This is a genomic window from Anaerobacillus sp. (genome assembly GCF_046314235.1).
GTDB lineage: Bacteria > Bacillota > Bacilli > Bacillales > Anaerobacillaceae > Anaerobacillus.
Window position 1 is genome coordinate 118,038 of sequence record NZ_JBKBWN010000012.1, and the last position, 14,998, is coordinate 133,035.

The 14,998-nt window shown below is 38.7% G+C and carries 13 protein-coding genes, 22 tRNA genes and 1 rRNA gene; 2 read left to right on the forward strand and 34 right to left on the reverse strand.

The annotated features are described in order from the left end of the window. Positions 1-276: 276 nt before the first annotated feature. From ACK4M9_RS16380 to ACK4M9_RS16420, 9 genes are all read right to left on the reverse strand, one after another. Positions 277-558, reverse strand: a complete 282-nt coding sequence (locus ACK4M9_RS16380) for a ferredoxin family protein (RefSeq protein ID WP_071317837.1) — start codon at positions 556-558, stop codon at positions 277-279. Continuing rightward, on the reverse strand, positions 558-1,853 hold the full coding sequence (locus tag ACK4M9_RS16385) for an FAD-dependent monooxygenase (protein ID WP_409852868.1): 1,296 nt from the start codon (positions 1,851-1,853) through the stop codon (positions 558-560). The genes ACK4M9_RS16380 and ACK4M9_RS16385 overlap by 1 nt, the downstream gene beginning before the upstream one ends. Then, complete coding sequence (locus tag ACK4M9_RS16390) at positions 1,846-2,877, reverse strand: electron transfer flavoprotein subunit alpha/FixB family protein (protein ID WP_409852870.1); 1,032 nt, start codon at positions 2,875-2,877, stop codon at positions 1,846-1,848. The genes ACK4M9_RS16385 and ACK4M9_RS16390 overlap by 8 nt, the downstream gene beginning before the upstream one ends. Before the next feature lies 1 nt (position 2,878). After that, the gene (locus ACK4M9_RS16395) at positions 2,879-3,703 is read right to left on the reverse strand and encodes an electron transfer flavoprotein subunit beta/FixA family protein (protein ID WP_409852872.1); all 825 of its coding nucleotides are present in this window, start codon (positions 3,701-3,703) and stop codon (positions 2,879-2,881) included. Between the two features lie 824 nt (positions 3,704-4,527). After that, positions 4,528-4,998 (reverse strand): S-ribosylhomocysteine lyase, encoded by a 471-nt coding sequence (locus ACK4M9_RS16400; RefSeq protein ID WP_409852875.1) that lies wholly within the window; start codon positions 4,996-4,998, stop codon positions 4,528-4,530. Positions 4,999-5,214: 216 nt separating this feature from the next. Continuing rightward, positions 5,215-5,475: a DUF3006 domain-containing protein gene (locus tag ACK4M9_RS16405; protein ID WP_409852878.1), complete on the reverse strand. Its 261-nt coding sequence runs from the start codon at positions 5,473-5,475 to the stop codon at positions 5,215-5,217. A gap of 122 nt (positions 5,476-5,597) precedes the next feature. After that, positions 5,598-6,377: an ABC transporter permease gene (locus tag ACK4M9_RS16410; RefSeq protein ID WP_409852881.1), complete on the reverse strand. Its 780-nt coding sequence runs from the start codon at positions 6,375-6,377 to the stop codon at positions 5,598-5,600. Continuing rightward, positions 6,374-7,282 (reverse strand): ABC transporter ATP-binding protein, encoded by a 909-nt coding sequence (locus ACK4M9_RS16415; RefSeq protein ID WP_409852883.1) that lies wholly within the window; start codon positions 7,280-7,282, stop codon positions 6,374-6,376. Before ACK4M9_RS16415 ends, ACK4M9_RS16410 begins: the two co-directional genes overlap by 4 nt. Then, positions 7,282-7,479 carry a PLD nuclease N-terminal domain-containing protein gene (locus tag ACK4M9_RS16420; RefSeq protein ID WP_409852886.1) on the reverse strand — a complete coding sequence of 66 codons (198 nt, stop codon included), beginning with the start codon at positions 7,477-7,479 and terminating at the stop codon, positions 7,282-7,284. The genes ACK4M9_RS16415 and ACK4M9_RS16420 overlap by 1 nt, the downstream gene beginning before the upstream one ends. Before the next feature lie 232 nt (positions 7,480-7,711). Between ACK4M9_RS16420 and ACK4M9_RS16425 the strand changes: the two genes are divergently transcribed. Beyond that, on the forward strand, positions 7,712-7,894 hold the full coding sequence (locus tag ACK4M9_RS16425; RefSeq protein WP_409852889.1) for a hypothetical protein: 183 nt from the start codon (positions 7,712-7,714) through the stop codon (positions 7,892-7,894). 42 nt (positions 7,895-7,936) lie between these two features. Continuing rightward, positions 7,937-9,157: an EAL and HDOD domain-containing protein gene (locus ACK4M9_RS16430; protein WP_409852892.1), complete on the forward strand. Its 1,221-nt coding sequence runs from the start codon at positions 7,937-7,939 to the stop codon at positions 9,155-9,157. Positions 9,158-9,401: 244 nt separating this feature from the next. Here the strand turns inward: ACK4M9_RS16430 and ACK4M9_RS16435 are convergent, their stop codons facing one another. The 25 genes from ACK4M9_RS16435 to rrf all read right to left on the reverse strand — a co-directional run bounded on the left by ACK4M9_RS16435 (position 9,402) and on the right by rrf (position 14,991). After that, complete coding sequence (locus tag ACK4M9_RS16435) at positions 9,402-10,712, reverse strand: radical SAM protein (RefSeq protein ID WP_409852895.1); 1,311 nt, start codon at positions 10,710-10,712, stop codon at positions 9,402-9,404. Between the two features lie 277 nt (positions 10,713-10,989). After that, on the reverse strand, positions 10,990-11,781 hold the full coding sequence (locus tag ACK4M9_RS16440; RefSeq protein ID WP_409852898.1) for a DUF6612 family protein: 792 nt from the start codon (positions 11,779-11,781) through the stop codon (positions 10,990-10,992). 302 nt (positions 11,782-12,083) lie between these two features. After that, a tRNA-Leu gene (locus ACK4M9_RS16445) sits at positions 12,084-12,164 on the reverse strand. A 33-nt stretch (positions 12,165-12,197) separates the two neighbouring features. Continuing rightward, a tRNA-Lys gene (locus tag ACK4M9_RS16450) sits at positions 12,198-12,273 on the reverse strand. 44 nt (positions 12,274-12,317) lie between these two features. Further along, positions 12,318-12,390, reverse strand: a tRNA-Thr gene (locus ACK4M9_RS16455). 79 nt (positions 12,391-12,469) lie between these two features. Then, positions 12,470-12,545: transfer RNA gene (locus tag ACK4M9_RS16460), tRNA-Val, on the reverse strand. A 140-nt stretch (positions 12,546-12,685) separates the two neighbouring features. Continuing rightward, positions 12,686-12,760 (reverse strand) — tRNA-Glu (locus tag ACK4M9_RS16465). An 18-nt stretch (positions 12,761-12,778) separates the two neighbouring features. Beyond that, positions 12,779-12,869, reverse strand: a tRNA-Ser gene (locus ACK4M9_RS16470). A gap of 10 nt (positions 12,870-12,879) precedes the next feature. After that, a tRNA-Asn gene (locus tag ACK4M9_RS16475) sits at positions 12,880-12,954 on the reverse strand. A 13-nt stretch (positions 12,955-12,967) separates the two neighbouring features. Further along, positions 12,968-13,044: transfer RNA gene (locus ACK4M9_RS16480), tRNA-Ile, on the reverse strand. Positions 13,045-13,274: 230 nt separating this feature from the next. After that, positions 13,275-13,348, reverse strand: a tRNA-Gly gene (locus ACK4M9_RS16485). A gap of 14 nt (positions 13,349-13,362) precedes the next feature. Further along, positions 13,363-13,439: transfer RNA gene (locus tag ACK4M9_RS16490), tRNA-Pro, on the reverse strand. 81 nt (positions 13,440-13,520) lie between these two features. Further along, a tRNA-Arg gene (locus ACK4M9_RS16495) sits at positions 13,521-13,597 on the reverse strand. A 178-nt stretch (positions 13,598-13,775) separates the two neighbouring features. After that, positions 13,776-13,861, reverse strand: a tRNA-Leu gene (locus ACK4M9_RS16500). 25 nt (positions 13,862-13,886) lie between these two features. Next, positions 13,887-13,961: transfer RNA gene (locus tag ACK4M9_RS16505), tRNA-Cys, on the reverse strand. Between the two features lie 39 nt (positions 13,962-14,000). After that, positions 14,001-14,075: transfer RNA gene (locus ACK4M9_RS16510), tRNA-Gly, on the reverse strand. A gap of 7 nt (positions 14,076-14,082) precedes the next feature. After that, positions 14,083-14,157: transfer RNA gene (locus ACK4M9_RS16515), tRNA-Gln, on the reverse strand. A 24-nt stretch (positions 14,158-14,181) separates the two neighbouring features. After that, a tRNA-His gene (locus ACK4M9_RS16520) sits at positions 14,182-14,257 on the reverse strand. Positions 14,258-14,271: 14 nt separating this feature from the next. Continuing rightward, positions 14,272-14,345, reverse strand: a tRNA-Trp gene (locus ACK4M9_RS16525). A gap of 19 nt (positions 14,346-14,364) precedes the next feature. After that, positions 14,365-14,448, reverse strand: a tRNA-Tyr gene (locus tag ACK4M9_RS16530). Positions 14,449-14,477: 29 nt separating this feature from the next. Next, a tRNA-Asp gene (locus ACK4M9_RS16535) sits at positions 14,478-14,553 on the reverse strand. A gap of 9 nt (positions 14,554-14,562) precedes the next feature. Then, a tRNA-Ser gene (locus ACK4M9_RS16540) sits at positions 14,563-14,655 on the reverse strand. A 21-nt stretch (positions 14,656-14,676) separates the two neighbouring features. After that, positions 14,677-14,753 (reverse strand) — tRNA-Met (locus ACK4M9_RS16545). A 32-nt stretch (positions 14,754-14,785) separates the two neighbouring features. Then, a tRNA-Ala gene (locus ACK4M9_RS16550) sits at positions 14,786-14,861 on the reverse strand. 14 nt (positions 14,862-14,875) lie between these two features. After that, positions 14,876-14,991 (reverse strand): 5S ribosomal RNA (rrf, locus tag ACK4M9_RS16555). Positions 14,992-14,998: the final 7 nt, after the last annotated feature.

The following is a 14,998-nucleotide window of genomic DNA, read 5'->3' on the forward strand; positions in this document are numbered from 1 at the left end:
TCTAACGAAGTAGCTCTAGGTCAGTTGAAAGAAATTTTGAAGGCATATAACGCCTTCTCCTGGATTTTTTTAAAAAAATAGCGTGCATTTTATTTGGCAAACCCCCATATTTTACACTATAATGACAGTGTAAAGTGGTTTATGTTTTTTTATGTTAGAGCATATCCCACTACTACTTAGGTGTTTATTTTATATAAATTTACCCCTCAAGTATAAAGAAACCCCAAGGAATTCGCGGTTCCTTGAGGTTCATAGCATTTTTTCAATTGTAATCCATTAGGCTAAGCGGAAGACAATACCGTGACCGCCTTTTGGATACTCCCATTTAATATTATCGTTTGGACATCCGATACGGCAGCTTCCACACTCATGACAGCCTTCGTATCCGACAAACATTCTGTCACCTTCCCATTTATATACATCACCAGGACAGAATAACGTGCAAATTTGACCTTCGCATTCAGTAGCACATTTATCATGGTTTAAAATCGTTAAGTGAGACTTCTTGTCTGCTTTATAACGGACGAGATATTGTTTTTCCTCAATTGTTTTAGCCATTATTTCATCACCTTCCAAGCTTGATACATATCTTTAACGACCCCAAACTTACCTCGGCCTGCTGTGAAAGATTGCATGATTTTTGCTTGCTTTTCTCGCTTAGGTGTCCCGTCAATCGTAAAGAATTGGCTAGCAGCACGATTCATTAATGGGATATACTCATTTAAGTATTGAGGATTTGCTTCAAACGTATGAGTAAGGTCCTTGTATTTCTTTAAGTCTTTTCCGATAAAGCTATCATAAATGCTCGTGCGATAAGAATCTAAACCAACTTCTGAAAAGTCCTTCTTAGCCTTCGCTTTAACAATTGCCTCTGCAGCCATTTTACCTGAAGCCATTGCCATGTTAGATCCTTCACGGTGTATAGCATTTACTAGTTGGGCTGCATCTCCAATAACCAAGACACCGTTGCCTGTTAACTTTGGAATTGCATAGTAACCACCTTCAGGAATTAAATGTGCTAAATATTCAGCAGGTTCGCCATCATGAATGTAAGGACGAATCATTGGATGGTTTTTCACGTACTCTAATAGTTCATAAGGCTTAACCTTGGCACGAATCATACCTGAAAGAGTTGTACCAACACCAATGTTTATACTATCTTTATTTGTATACAAAAACGCAGTCCCTAACTGTCCTTGCGTGGCATCCCCAAAAATTTCAACTGAACAACCTTCATTTCCTTCTAAGCCAAAGCGATCATTAATTTTTCCTTTTGGCATGTTCAATACTTCCATCGCACAAAGTGCTACTTGGTCAGGTTTAAATTCTTTGTGGAAACCAAGTGATTTAGCAAGCAGTGAATTTACGCCATCAGCTAAAACGACAACATCAGCATAAATGTCTCCATCAGGGCGATCAGTACGGACACCGACAACTTTTCCGTCTTCTTGAATACATTCTAAAACGACTGTTTCATTAATTAAAAGAACTCCTTGCTCAACAGCTTTCTTTGCAAACCATTGGTCAAACTGAGCACGTAGAACAGTGAAGTTATTGTATGGTTCTTGCGCCCATTCCTTTCCTTTGTAACCCATAGACACCATTGATTCTTTTTCTAGTAACCAAAAACGTTGTTCTACGACTGGTCTCTCAATAGGAGCTTCCTTCCAAAATTCTGGAACAATTTCTTCCGTTTGCTTTCGGTATAAAATACCTCCCATTACATTCTTCGATCCTGGATATTCACCACGTTCAATCATTAAGACCTTTAGTCCGTTTTGAGCACATATATTGGCACATGCTGCACCTGCTGGACCTGCACCTACGACGATTACATCAAATTTTTCAGACATGAGCTTTCACACCTCCAACTTCTTTTAATGCGGCTTTAAATTCTTCAATTAGCATCGGGACAATTTCAAAAAGGTCTCCAACTATACCATAATGGGCAGCATTAAAAATTTGCGCTTCTGGGTCGGTATTAATGGCTACAATTGTTTCAGAGTTATTCATTCCAACAACATGCTGAACAGCCCCAGAAATACCAATGGCAAAATAAAGTTTCGGTGTCACTGTTTCACCAGTTTGGCCAATTTGATAATCATGGCCGATTAACCCTGCTTCAACAACGTCACGACTCGCTCCAACTGTAGCATTTAGGACATCCGCTAAATCAGACACAAGTTTAAATCCATTTGCATCCTTTACGCCTTTACCTGCTGCAACAATAATTTCTGCGTCGGCTAAGTTTACTTTTTTGCTCGTGTCACGAACAATTTGTAAAACCTTTGTCTTTAAATCTTCTTCTTTTAACGTAATTGTCTCTTCAATCACTTCACCGGTTCGACCTGGTTGTGGCTCTAGCGCTTTCATGACTTTAGAACGAACAGTGGCCATTTGCGGACGATGTTTTTTACAAAGGATCGTTGCCATGATGTTACCACCAAAAGCTGGACGACTCGCTTCAAATAAACGTTTATCTAAATCAATATCAAGCATCGTTGTATCGGCAGTAAGACCTGTCATGACTTCTGTCGCTACCGCACTTGCTAAATCCTTACCATTTGCAGTTGCACCATACAAAAATATTTCCGGCTTGTATTTACGAACAAGATCCCCAACTGCTGTCATATGCGTTTCTGAGCGATATTTGTCTAGAATAGGGTCATCAATCATGTATACTTTGTCAGCCCCATATTCAAAAAGTTGGGAAGGAATTTCTCTGATGTTATGACCTAATAGTACTCCGCAAAGATCTACTCCAAGCTTGTCAGCTAACGCACGACCTGCACCAAGTAATTCTAACGATACACCAACAACGTTACCTTCAATTTGCTCAATAAATACCCAGACGCCTTTGTACTCCTCAATATTCATATTACCTACCGCCTTTCTGTTCAAAAAGCTCACGTTTCTCAAGAATAGCTGAAACAAGCTGTCTCACTTGCGATTTAGCATCGCCCTCAATTAGCATTGCTCCTTTACTCTTAGCAGGCGGCCACATTTTCCCAACAATCGTTGGTGAACCTTTCAAACCAAGTTGACTCATATCAACATCATCAAGGTCTCCTACTGTCCAAACAGTCGGCTTATATCTAGCAGCTTTAATCATATTCGGTAGAGGTGAATATGATACCTCGTTTATCTCTTTTTCTACTGTTAGTAGACAAGGAGTCTCTGATTGAATAATCTCGTAACCGTTTTCAATTTTACGACGAATTTCAACCTTACCTTCCTTCACATCCACTTTTTCAATTTGAATGACATTTGTAATTGGTGGTATTGACATCCGACGGGCAATTCCAGGTCCTACTTGACCAGTGTCTCCGTCAATCGCATGCTTACCGCATAAAACTAAAGAGATCGGTTCTTGTTTCTGGATTTTTTCGATTGCCTTAGTTAAAGCATAACTTGTCGCTAATGTGTCTGCTCCTGCAAAGGCTCTGTCAGAAATAAGTACACCTTCATCAGCACCAATTTCTATACATTTTTTAATGGCATTGACAGCTTGTGGTGGGCCCATAGATAGGACTGTAACTTTCCCTCCATGAATTTGTCTTAACCGAACAGCTTCTTCAACGGCATGAGCGTCATATGGATTTAGGATTGCTGGTGCGCTAGAGCGGTCTAACGTGTTCGTTTTTGGGTTAACTTTAATAATCTTTGTATCTGGTACCTGCTTAATACAAACGACTATATGCATTGCCTCACACTCCTCACGTATACTTACCTTATTTAATTTTAAAAGTTGCTGCTTTGAGATCATTTCGGAAGTTATAAATCATTTGTAATTTCGTGCTACCAATCAATTTAGATAGCCATTGCGGGAGAGTAAGTTCAGTAATTCACTTACTTTTTCATGATGTAGTTGACGATTCTCTTTTCGACGAATCGGCAGAAAACTTGCTTACATTAGCTTAACTACAAGACTATGTTTCTAGCGTTTTTGATGATAGTTGAGGGTTGAAAAATCTTTCTTGATGCTATCCTCCTCTCAAGTATGTGATCATTATTCTTCAAAATTCACAGGAAGGAAACAGGTGATTTTCCTTTCAGGGTATGATTGCAAGGTCAAACCCATAAATAAATTGTTACAATCTAGTAAACGTAAAACAGCAATAAATTACCATTTTAATTTACAAACACATAAGTTTGTAAGCGATTACTTATTATATTTATACCAAACTATTCACTTTTCAACAACTATATTTTGTAGCATTTAACAGTTTAGTGTAGCTAATCCCTACATTTATATAGTATTTTTTTCTACTTAGTTATTTTAAAGTTGAAAGTTTAAGCATTAACTTAATTTAATACAGTTTTATTAGTTTTAAAATTTAATTGTTTGCAATCTTTAAAAATATGTCATTTTTGTGTAGTTTTCTAAACAATAAAAAGTTGAGGCTATCCCATATATTTCAGTGCACCTTGTCTACTATCAGATAGAAGTGTAGGTTTGTACACGATCTATTTATAGTAGACAAAGTGACTGATACATTGCTTTGGGACAGCCTCCTTTTTCTATAACTAAAATACAGTTCGTAACGTGTCTTTATCGTGATTTAACCAATGCTTCATAAATCTTTTGGCTCCATCTAGATCATGGAGTTTCGCTTGGCCACACTCTTTTTCTGTTGCGGCTGGAACGACTTCGATGTCAAGACTGTACGTTAAGGCCGCGTCCATCACATCAATGATTTCATCAACAGAAGGATCACCGCTGACGATTAAGTAAAAGCCGGTTTGACAGCCCATTGGTGAAACGTCGATCACATCAAAGTGTTCATACCCCTCTGTAAATCGTCGAATATTTATCGCTAGCAAGTGCTCTAACGTATGAATGACCTCAGGATGCATCGCCTGTTTATTCGGCTGACAAAAACGGATATCAAACTTTTTTACAACACCATCCTTGCCAACATTATGTGTCCCACAGTGACGAACATAAGGGGCTTTCACAAGATAGTGATCTAACTCAAAGCTTTCTACTGAAGGCATTAACATCACATTCCTTTCTAAATACAGTAATTAAATTATAGAGTAATTATTGGGATTTGTCTAAATAAACTGAAAATAAATATTCTAATCTAGAAAATTGGAACATCCTATATAAAAAGGCTATGTATATGAGTCGAGATAACTTCAATAAAAAGAAGAGGCTGAGCCCAAAAGTCGTTTTTCAATGACCACCGAATCAGCCTCTTCAGGATTATTTTATTCCCGCTTAAAATTACTTCGTTTTCTTGCCTTTAACATTTCCATCTTCTTAGAAATGTTAGCTTGTTGATTTATCGTTTCGTCCTCTAACAACGCTACTTTCACAACGGCTCCGTTGACAATATCCACTTGAACAACACTACTTTCTTTAACGTTCATTGGTAGCTGTTCTACCTGGACATTGTATTCAGTCTCCTCTTCCCCCACAAGGATAACCGCCCATTTTCCATCAACAAACCTGTCAATTACTCCCCTCATTCTATTCCACCTTTCATATCATCAAGTTTCACGTAGCTAATCTAAACAAAAATTAAACCTTTAAAGGTTTAAAAACATCATACCCTTACGAAAACTAACTTAACCTGATTTTCAAAAACTGATTAGCTTACCAGTTCTTTTCGTTTAAAGATGTTAATCGTTAATAGTAACAGTGCGGCAATTATTGCAACTGTCACAAGTAAACTTAACCAAAAATAGTCAGCACCACTACCAGTTATGATGATTGAATGACTATGTGTTGATAATCGTGCTGGACTCCAGTACAACCATTTTTGAAAAAGACCAGTTAAAATTGAGAGTAACATTGTTGATCCTAGCGATAAAAAGGCAATCGCCCCGATACTCTTCAAAAATGAGCTAAACAAGAGAACAACTGTCATAATAAAGGTCAGCCAAATCGCATAAACTCCAACGCCTAATAGCATATCAATAAAAGCGAATTTGCCCATCAATATGTAAGTATAGTATGCAGCAAAAAGATAGCCTAGTAAAAGACTTGTAATCGCGAATAAAGATATACTTGCCCATTTCGCCGTTATATAAGAGGTGAATGACACCGGTTTTACCAAGATCATTACAAATGAACCTGAGCTCCGTTCACTCGATACAATTCCCATTGTCGCTAATACTAAAATTAAAATACCGAGCTGAGAATATTGTCCTAAGATTGACACTAACACTTCTTGGGCAGTCGGTACTGGAATTTCAAAGACTGCACCTTCTGGTAAACCACCAACCTTTTCTAATATTTCAGGAAGATAATAAGAGGAAACTGGTTGCATGACTCCTAAAACCATAAAAACGAGCGGTACCCAAATCCATTTATAATTTTTTAGCATTTCTTTTTGCTCTTTAAAAAATAATATCAGCCATTGTGTCATTTTTTCGCCACCTTTAAGAACAGATCTTCTAATGAGGTACGAACTAATTCAAACTTACGGATAGGGACATTTAAACTCCCAAAAAAGTTTAATAGTTCTCTTCTAGCTGTTTCTACATCTAAAACTGTAAGAGTTAGTGTTTTCGGATTATTAGTAACTAACTCCGATACAAACGAAAATTGCTCGATTTTTTCAAGCCACTCACCTAGTTCGACTTCACCTTCAATATATATCGTTGGCTGTTGATGTTCACTTTGCAATTGTTCAAGTGTACCATTAATAGCAAGCTCACCATCTTTAATAATATAAATATAATCACAGATTTCTTCGGCATCATGGAGAACATGTGTTGAAAATAAAATCGTAGTTTTTTCTTTTAATTGCTTCATCAACGTTAACACTTCTCTACGACCGATGGGATCAAGTGCTGATACTGGTTCATCTAAAATGAGTAACTGCGGGTCATTAATTAACGCTTGGGCAATCCCTAAACGTTGCTTCATACCACCAGAATATCCAGTGATCTTTCGGTTTTTGGCCTCTGCAATACCAACCAGTTCCAAAAGCTCGTCTGCTTTTGTTGCCGCTTCCCGCTTTGATAAATCTCCAAGTTGACCAACGTACTGTAAATACTCCTTTCCTGTCATCCAGCCATAAAAAACAGGATATTGAGGTAAATAACCGATGTATTTCCGAAAATCATTCCCAACAACACCGGAAAAAGTGATCTTCCCCGTTGTCTGTTTCATAATCCCCGCCAACATACTTAATGTTGTTGTTTTCCCTGCTCCATTCGGTCCAAGTAAAGCAGTACAAAGTCCTTTTTCAAGTTCTAAGGTCAAATCACGTACCGCCGTATTAGTACTAAACTTCTTTGTTAAGCCAGTAATCGTAACTAGACTCATTAATCTACTCTCCTTCCAAATAGAAAGTAAGCAATCGGTCCAAATATTTGAATAAGAACAATAATCAGAAACCACATGACTTTTGAACCATTTGTTTTCTCAATTTTTACACAATCAATTAGAGCAATGACCATTAATATGAATTGAATAACAATAATCGGGGCAACTAATGCCCAGTTTATTTCAAGCAGTTCCATCGAACCCATCTCCTTTAGGCTATAATCTCATTTCCTACTAATTATACGGCCATACCAACGATTAGTTTCGTTTCTCGGAACAACTTCATAAATTTGACATATTTGTTTTAATTAACTAGACAATTCTCGTTAATAATAGTTTAATAATTTTAGTGGTTATTAAATAATTAGCATTACTTTTCACCTTAATATGGTAAAATATAGTTAATACTAAAGACTTAGAGGTGTGAACATGGATGTTTTGGTTGCGAGACAGCCAATATTTTCAAAGTCAGAGGAAATTATTGGCTATGAGCTTTTATATCGTGATAGCAGCAATAATACTTTCTCTGAAATTGATGGTGATCTTGCAACGATTGATGTTCTCTTAGATAGCTCAAATTTGGTCTTACATAAAATATTAACGATATATTAACATAAGTATACAACTTTGAATTATAGGCTCACGAGGTGGAAAATGGACATTTTTGTAGCAAGGCAACCAATTTTAACGAGAGACGAAGATATAATTGGTTATGAACTTTTATATCGTAATAGTAAAAAAAATGCATTTACTGAAATTGATGGTGATGTTGCGACAACAGAACTATTGTTTAATAGCTTTATAGGTTTCGAAAGTGAAAAGTTATCAAAAGGAAAAAAATTATTTATTAATTTTACAAGGAATCTTCTCTTAAAAAAAGTCCCTTGCCTCTTTTCTCCTGACAACATTATCATTGAAATTTTAGAGGATGTAGAGGGTGATGCGGAGGTCATAGCTGTAGTAGCCGAATTAAAAACCCTTGGTTACACAATTGCCTTAGACGATTTTCTTTTGAATGACTTGAACAAATCTTTACTTCCATACGCTGATATCATAAAGGTTGATTTCCTTTTATCATCTAAGAAGCAAAGAGAAGCGATAAATAAAATCGCAAAATATTATAATGCAAAATTATTAGCAGAAAAAGTTGAGACAAGGGCTGACTTTGAGATTGCGCTTAATGAAGGATACGATTTCTTTCAAGGCTATTTCTTCAGCAAGCCTATCATTGTCTCTACTACTGATATCCCTTTTCATTCATATGGTTACATAAGAATTTTAAATGAATTAACAAGCGATGAACCTGACATTAATAAAATTACTTCTTTAATTGAGCATGACCTGCCCTTGTCTTACAAGATTTTGAAAATCGTTAACAACGCTGCTTATGCCACACGGGTAAAAGTAACATCTATTAAACAAGCAATTGTTATTATAGGTTTAAACGAACTAATGCGATGGTTAACGATTATTTCTCTTAAAGAACAGCAGCTTAACTCAACATTGGCAGAAGAAATTATCTCTCAATCCTTATTTCGTGGGAAATTTACTGAATTGTTGGGGGTAAAACTTTACGGAGAAAATCGTAAAGCAGAATGTTTTATGTTAGGCATGTTTTCATTATTAGATACAATTTTACAAAGACCTATGGAAACGATATTAAAAACACTTCCGCTTTCCACCACTGTTAAAAGCGCATTGTTAAAAGAAGAAAATGAATTACGTACTCTTATTGATATTGTTGAGGCAACAGAACAGGCTAATTGGGAAAAGTTAAACTCATACTCTAACAATTTTACGCCGTCAGATTTGACTACTTGTTACAATCATGCCTTGAATTGGGCAAACGAGATAACAAATCTAAATCAAGATTAATCTTTTTAACTAGTGCTACGTTTAACGAATAAGGGATGTCCCAAGACCAAGTCTATTCTTGGTTATTGGGACATCCCTTCCTACTATAAAGCCATTTTTTAATACTATCTGAAGCTTCCTGGGACAGATTTTACGACTTGACTCTTTGTTGTTGCTGATACTGGAGAGATCCCTTGTTGAATAACCTTCATTTTGTCACCTCCCTATTAAAATGTATTAGGCTACAAGCCTCAAATATCCGTTCCTAAGCTCTTGCACTTTCCTGTACAATTAACTGTAAGACCTTCTTAATTTGTCTCTTCTCATGAGAGCATGGCCGATTTCCCGTTGCCTTACGATAATACGGGCAATGATTTCCCTGACAAGCAGGACGAAAGAAACAAGCTTGGCAATTTTCATCCGTCTCTTCACCTGAAAGAGTCCATTTTGCCAACTTATCGTAATCCAAATGAAGTGTTCCATCCTCACTTAAGTTACCAAGTTTGTTATCATCGTCGTCAAAAGCCAATGTGCACTTATATATACTAGCGTCACTTGCTACAATAAATGAATTTGGTTTTGCTGCATAACAAACAGAGGCTGTTGGTTGTAAAGAGCCTGCTACCAGCGAACTCATCGGTACTCCCTCACTAATCGCTAACTCACTAAACTCCCAAATCTTCTGATCTACAGTTCTTTGGTCACATATTGATAGACAATCGTCGTTTTTCCCACCCCAACGAGCTATTGGACGGAAATATACTTTGAACCTTTGGTCATCCGAAAACAAATGCTTCATCTGCAAAATAAATGCAGGAATCGTTTCCAAACTTTCTTCATCAAAATTGGTACGAATGGTAATTTCAAAATCACCTGTAACATCTTTAATGTTTGTAAGATTTTCTATTATGGTGTTAAAAGAGCCTTCGCCATTTGCTAGACTACGTCGCTTGTTGTGCTCTTCCTCTTCTCCATCAACTGTAACCATAAATTGACGAATCCCACATTGTAAAAGTCTCTCAAACTTTTCCTTTGTTAACAAATACCCATTTGTAGCGATTTCAGCAGAATAATTAATGTTGTACTCCCTTGCTACCTGCAAGAATACTTCTGAAAGCTCATCTATCACATCATAGCCTAATAGAGGTTCACCACCAAACCAACTTACAGTTAATTGTTGCAAAAATCTCCCCTCTTTTTGGATATAGTTTTTCAAGCCTTGCTTGGCGTTTTCAGTCATTTTTCCACGCGGAAAATCTTCATAACAATATGTACAGCGAAAATTACACGCTTCGGTTGGGAGAAGAACTAAGTGTAAAGAATCCTTACGATTTAATGTTTGGTGTAAAAAAGTCGCTCGCTTTTTTTCATCAACGACTTCATCGACTAAAAAGCCTTGCTCAACTAGATCTCCAAGTAAAGGCGCTTCAGTTACAGTTTCGTTCCTTAATAAATGACATACTTCCTCTCCCTCTTTTTCATCAAATAGGGCAATTGCCCCCGTATAGCTGTTATATACAATTAGTTCATTAGTATCCGTATTAGTAATAACGTTAAAACGTGATGGTTTATACATGTTATCAACAGTCCCTTCAAGTAACACAATACTTGATTATAAAAAAACTAAATAGCAAATTCAGTGACCAACCTCACACCTTTATAAAAATCTTTGTTAATTTATGAACAATAGAAATATCTATATGCTTGCCGTCTTAACCCATAATGGATATGTCAGCAGATTTTCATCCTTTCTACAGCTACCTCATTCCTGTATAGATGGCTCCCTTATAAACGACTTGAAGAAAGTCACACAGAAAAAGACATCTACTAGATTAGTAGATGTCCTCATAAAATTAATTCAACACTTCTTCAGGAAGTTTTATCTCGCCAACTTCATTATAACCGTGAATCGTTGCTTTCATTGATTGGATTGTATGAACCGTTTCACCTTCCATAGCCAAATTCATATCAAGCGACATATTCAGCTTTGTTTGGTAAAGAGTTGTTTTATCGATAAAAATCTCATATTCTATTTTATTTAGTTCGAGCTCAGAGAAAAATTCTAACATTCCTCCTAGTTCACCGCCAGCTCCACCAAAGAATTCAGCAAGTTCCATGAACTTTGACCCTTCCCCAACAAGCTTTAACACATACTCATTTCCACTCTCAGACAATTTAATATCTTCAACAAAATTACGCAGCATTAATAATTGTTGATCAGGACTTAACTGCATTTCAGATAGACTACCCATTTCTTCCACCATATCCATTGGTAGTTCCATCCATTCATTCATCATTGGCTCAAACATATACATTTGATCACCAACTAAATACATTTCAGTTTCATACGTTCCCATAAACTCCATGTCACTTTCTAAAGAAAGCTTTTGATAAAACGCCATCGGGTCTAATGTCATATCTGATTCAATTTTCATAATCATGTTAATTGTTTCAGTATCATTGATGGTCATTGTTTGATCACTTTCCATAGTCATTGAGTAGCTATCCAACTTTTCCATTGCCACTAATGATTGCTTCAGTACATCCTCAGCATCAGTTAAATTTGTAGCTACCTCGTCACTACAAGCTGACAATAAGAAAAGAAAAACCAAGGCTACTCCTACTACTTTTAAACTTTTAATCATTATAAACCTCCAAAATTTTTTTGACTTCAAATTTATATACGCCACTCATTACAAAAAGTTTCAAACTTTAGGAATTTTTTACTGTTAAAAATTGAATCCTAGTCTCAGGACTGATACTGGGTAAAAATCCCGCTCTCAAGAAACTAGTAAGCATTAAACCAATTAAAATATTACCTTAATAACTAAAGTAATGCAAAGCACGCTTCTTGTTTAGAGATTTCTATACTCTTGAAGGTTTCAATTAATTGATAAACTTTATTTAATAAAAAAGCTTCCTTTAAATTAAGGAAGCTTTTTTATAGTGCGGGTGAAGGGACTCGAACCCCCACGTCAATGACACTAGATCCTAAGTCTAGCGCGTCTGCCAATTCCGCCACACCCGCATATGAAAAGTTACTTTGCAATGCAAAAAACTTTGGTGAGCCATGAAGGATTCGAACCTTCGACCCTCTGATTAAAAGTCAGATGCTCTACCAACTGAGCTAATGGCTCCTAAAATAAAAAAATGTACTGAAGTACAATTAACAAACAAAGAGTGCCGGCCAGAGGACTTGAACCCCCAACCTACTGATTACAAGTCAGTTGCTCTACCAATTGAGCTAGGCCGGCAGATTATAAATTTCCAATAAGCTAGTACACATGAACTCTTAGGTAAAGAGTACCTACGATGCTGCTAAGAAGTTAATAATGGTGGAGGATGACGGGTTCGAACCGCCGACCCCCTGCTTGTAAGGCAGGTGCTCTCCCAGCTGAGCTAATCCTCCGAAGTATTGATGAAGCTTATTCTAGGTAGACCCTGTTTCCTCATCTTCTAGTAACACTATGAAGCATAAGCGTCGAAACAACTCGACGTTAATTCAAGGAATATCTTGTTTTTTTCTACAAATAAACCTATTAAAATACTTGGTGACCCGTACGGGATTCGAACCCGTGTTACCGCCGTGAAAGGGCGGTGTCTTAACCGCTTGACCAACGGGCCATTTATTTATGTTGCAACTGGCGGAGAAGGAGGGATTTGAACCCTCGCGCCGCTCACACGACCTACACCCTTAGCAGGGGCGCCTCTTCAGCCTCTTGAGTACTTCCCCAATTAAAAAATGGCTCCACAGGTAGGACTCGAACCTACGACCGATCGGTTAACAGCCGATAGCTCTACCACTGAGCTACTGTGGAATATGAATTAGTATGGTGGGCCTAAGTGGACTCGAACCACCGACCTCACGCTTATCAGGCGTGCGCTCTAACCAGCTGAGCTATAGGCCCATACAATTAGTAAAATATTATTTTCCCTATAGTAGTCATTTCACATGCTCGTCGCATTACATATAACATGAATTAAGTCGTACTATTCGGTATTGTGCTCCTGCGCCACTTCGTTTGCTCGTCGCAATATCAACTAACTTAGTTTATATTGTGATATATAGTAGTGTGCTCCTGCGGTCCGTTGGTCCTCGTCGCAAACCAGCGATGATGACAATTCGGGGCAGTAGGTTTGGAGCGGGTGATGAGAATCGAACTCACAACATCAGCTTGGAAGGCTGAGGTTTTACCACTAAACTACACCCGCATCTTTAAAATAAATGGTCGGGAAGACAGGATTTGAACCTGCGACCCCCTGGTCCCAAACCAGGTGCTCTACCAAGCTGAGCCACTTCCCGAACAGTATTAACAGTTTGCTCCTGCGGTCCAGTAGGTCCTCGTCGCATTGCTGCTTAGAAGCTTACTCGACGTTGTAGCAATGGTGCGCCCTGAGAGATTCGAACTCCCGACCTTTTGATTCGTAGTCAAATACTCTATCCAGCTGAGCTAAGGGCGCATGTTGTGTTATCAATGAGGCTTTTCAAGACGCTTACGGACGATGTTTCGCTCTGTAGCATCCTTTTTCTTCCTCTATTCGCCAAGCTTCGATGCTTACTGCGTCGAAACAACTCGTAGCCTAATCGACGATGAAAATGCTCGTCGCTGAGCTAAGGGCGCATTTTATTATATTAAAGTACCGAGGGCCGGACTTGAACCGGCACGATAGTCACCTACCGCAGGATTTTAAGTCCTGTGTGTCTGCCAATTCCACCACCCCGGCATAACGAAAGACTTATATGAGCTCTTGGAGGCGGCACCCGGATTCGAACCGGGGGATAAGGGTTTTGCAGACCCGTGCCTTACCACTTGGCTATGCCGCCAAGCATTAAATGCTCAATATAATATTACTATATATTTATTGGAGCGGAAGACGAGATTCGAACTCGCGACCCCCACCTTGGCAAGGTGGTGTTCTACCACTGAACTACTTCCGCATTAAAATGGCTGGGCTATCTGGATTCGAACCAGAGAATGACGGAGTCAAAGTCCGTTGCCTTACCGCTTGGCTATAGCCCATTAATGTTTTTATTTTGAAAAAAATGGGGCGATCGAAGGGAATCGAACCCTCGAATGCCGGAGCCACAATCCGGTGCGTTCACCACTTCGCCACGACCGCCATATTTTTTTTATTGGCAGGGGCAGTAGGAATCGAACCCACACTGGAGGTTTTGGAGACCTCTGTTCTACCGTTAAACTATGCCCCTAAAGGCAGTAAATTATAAATGGTGGAGGGGGACGGATTCGAACCGCCGAACCCTAAGGAGCGGATTTACAGTCCGCCGCGTTTAGCCACTTCGCTACCCCTCCGGTTTATAAGAACATTTAATTAATTAAAATGGCGGACCCGACCGGGATCGAACCGGCGATCTCCTGCGTGACAGGCAGGCATGTTAACCGCTACACCACGGGTCCAGGTATATATGGAGGAGGAAGAGGGATTCGAACCCCCGCGCGGTTTAACCCGCCTGTCGGTTTTCAAGACCGATCCCTTCAGCCAGACTTGGGTATTCCTCCGTATCATATATGAAATTAAAATGGTAGCGGCGGAGGGAGTCGAACCCCCGACCTCACGGGTATGAACCGTACGCTCTAGCCAGCTGAGCCACGCCGCCATATTGAAAGATTATATTGCATTAAATTATAATGGTGGAGCCTAGCGGGATCGAACCGCTGACCTCCTGCGTGCAAGGCAGGCGCTCTCCCAGCTGAGCTAAGGCCCCAAATTAATTTAATAGTCTAGCAACGTCCTACTCTCACAGGGGGAAACCCCCAACTACCATCGGCGCTGAAGAGCTTAACGATCGTGTTCGGCATGGGAACGAGTGTGACCTCTTCGCTATCGTCACTAGGCTATTAA

Coding starts and splice junctions, on each gene's coding strand:
- ACK4M9_RS16435 (WP_409852895.1), bottom strand. CDS start 10,712: ATGTATAAACCATCACGTTTTAACGTTATTACTAATACGGATACTAAT.
- ACK4M9_RS16430 (WP_409852892.1), top strand. CDS start 7,937: ATGGACATTTTTGTAGCAAGGCAACCAATTTTAACGAGAGACGAAGAT.
- ACK4M9_RS16425 (WP_409852889.1), top strand. CDS start 7,712: ATGGATGTTTTGGTTGCGAGACAGCCAATATTTTCAAAGTCAGAGGAA.
- ACK4M9_RS16385 (WP_409852868.1), bottom strand. CDS start 1,853: ATGTCTGAAAAATTTGATGTAATCGTCGTAGGTGCAGGTCCAGCAGGT.
- ACK4M9_RS16440 (WP_409852898.1), bottom strand. CDS start 11,781: ATGATTAAAAGTTTAAAAGTAGTAGGAGTAGCCTTGGTTTTTCTTTTC.
- ACK4M9_RS16390 (WP_409852870.1), bottom strand. CDS start 2,877: ATGAATATTGAGGAGTACAAAGGCGTCTGGGTATTTATTGAGCAAATT.
- ACK4M9_RS16415 (WP_409852883.1), bottom strand. CDS start 7,282: ATGAGTCTAGTTACGATTACTGGCTTAACAAAGAAGTTTAGTACTAAT.
- ACK4M9_RS16400 (WP_409852875.1), bottom strand. CDS start 4,998: ATGCCTTCAGTAGAAAGCTTTGAGTTAGATCACTATCTTGTGAAAGCC.
- ACK4M9_RS16410 (WP_409852881.1), bottom strand. CDS start 6,377: ATGACACAATGGCTGATATTATTTTTTAAAGAGCAAAAAGAAATGCTA.
- ACK4M9_RS16395 (WP_409852872.1), bottom strand. CDS start 3,703: ATGCATATAGTCGTTTGTATTAAGCAGGTACCAGATACAAAGATTATT.
- ACK4M9_RS16405 (WP_409852878.1), bottom strand. CDS start 5,475: ATGAGGGGAGTAATTGACAGGTTTGTTGATGGAAAATGGGCGGTTATC.
- ACK4M9_RS16420 (WP_409852886.1), bottom strand. CDS start 7,479: ATGGAACTGCTTGAAATAAACTGGGCATTAGTTGCCCCGATTATTGTT.
- ACK4M9_RS16380 (WP_071317837.1), bottom strand. CDS start 558: ATGGCTAAAACAATTGAGGAAAAACAATATCTCGTCCGTTATAAAGCA.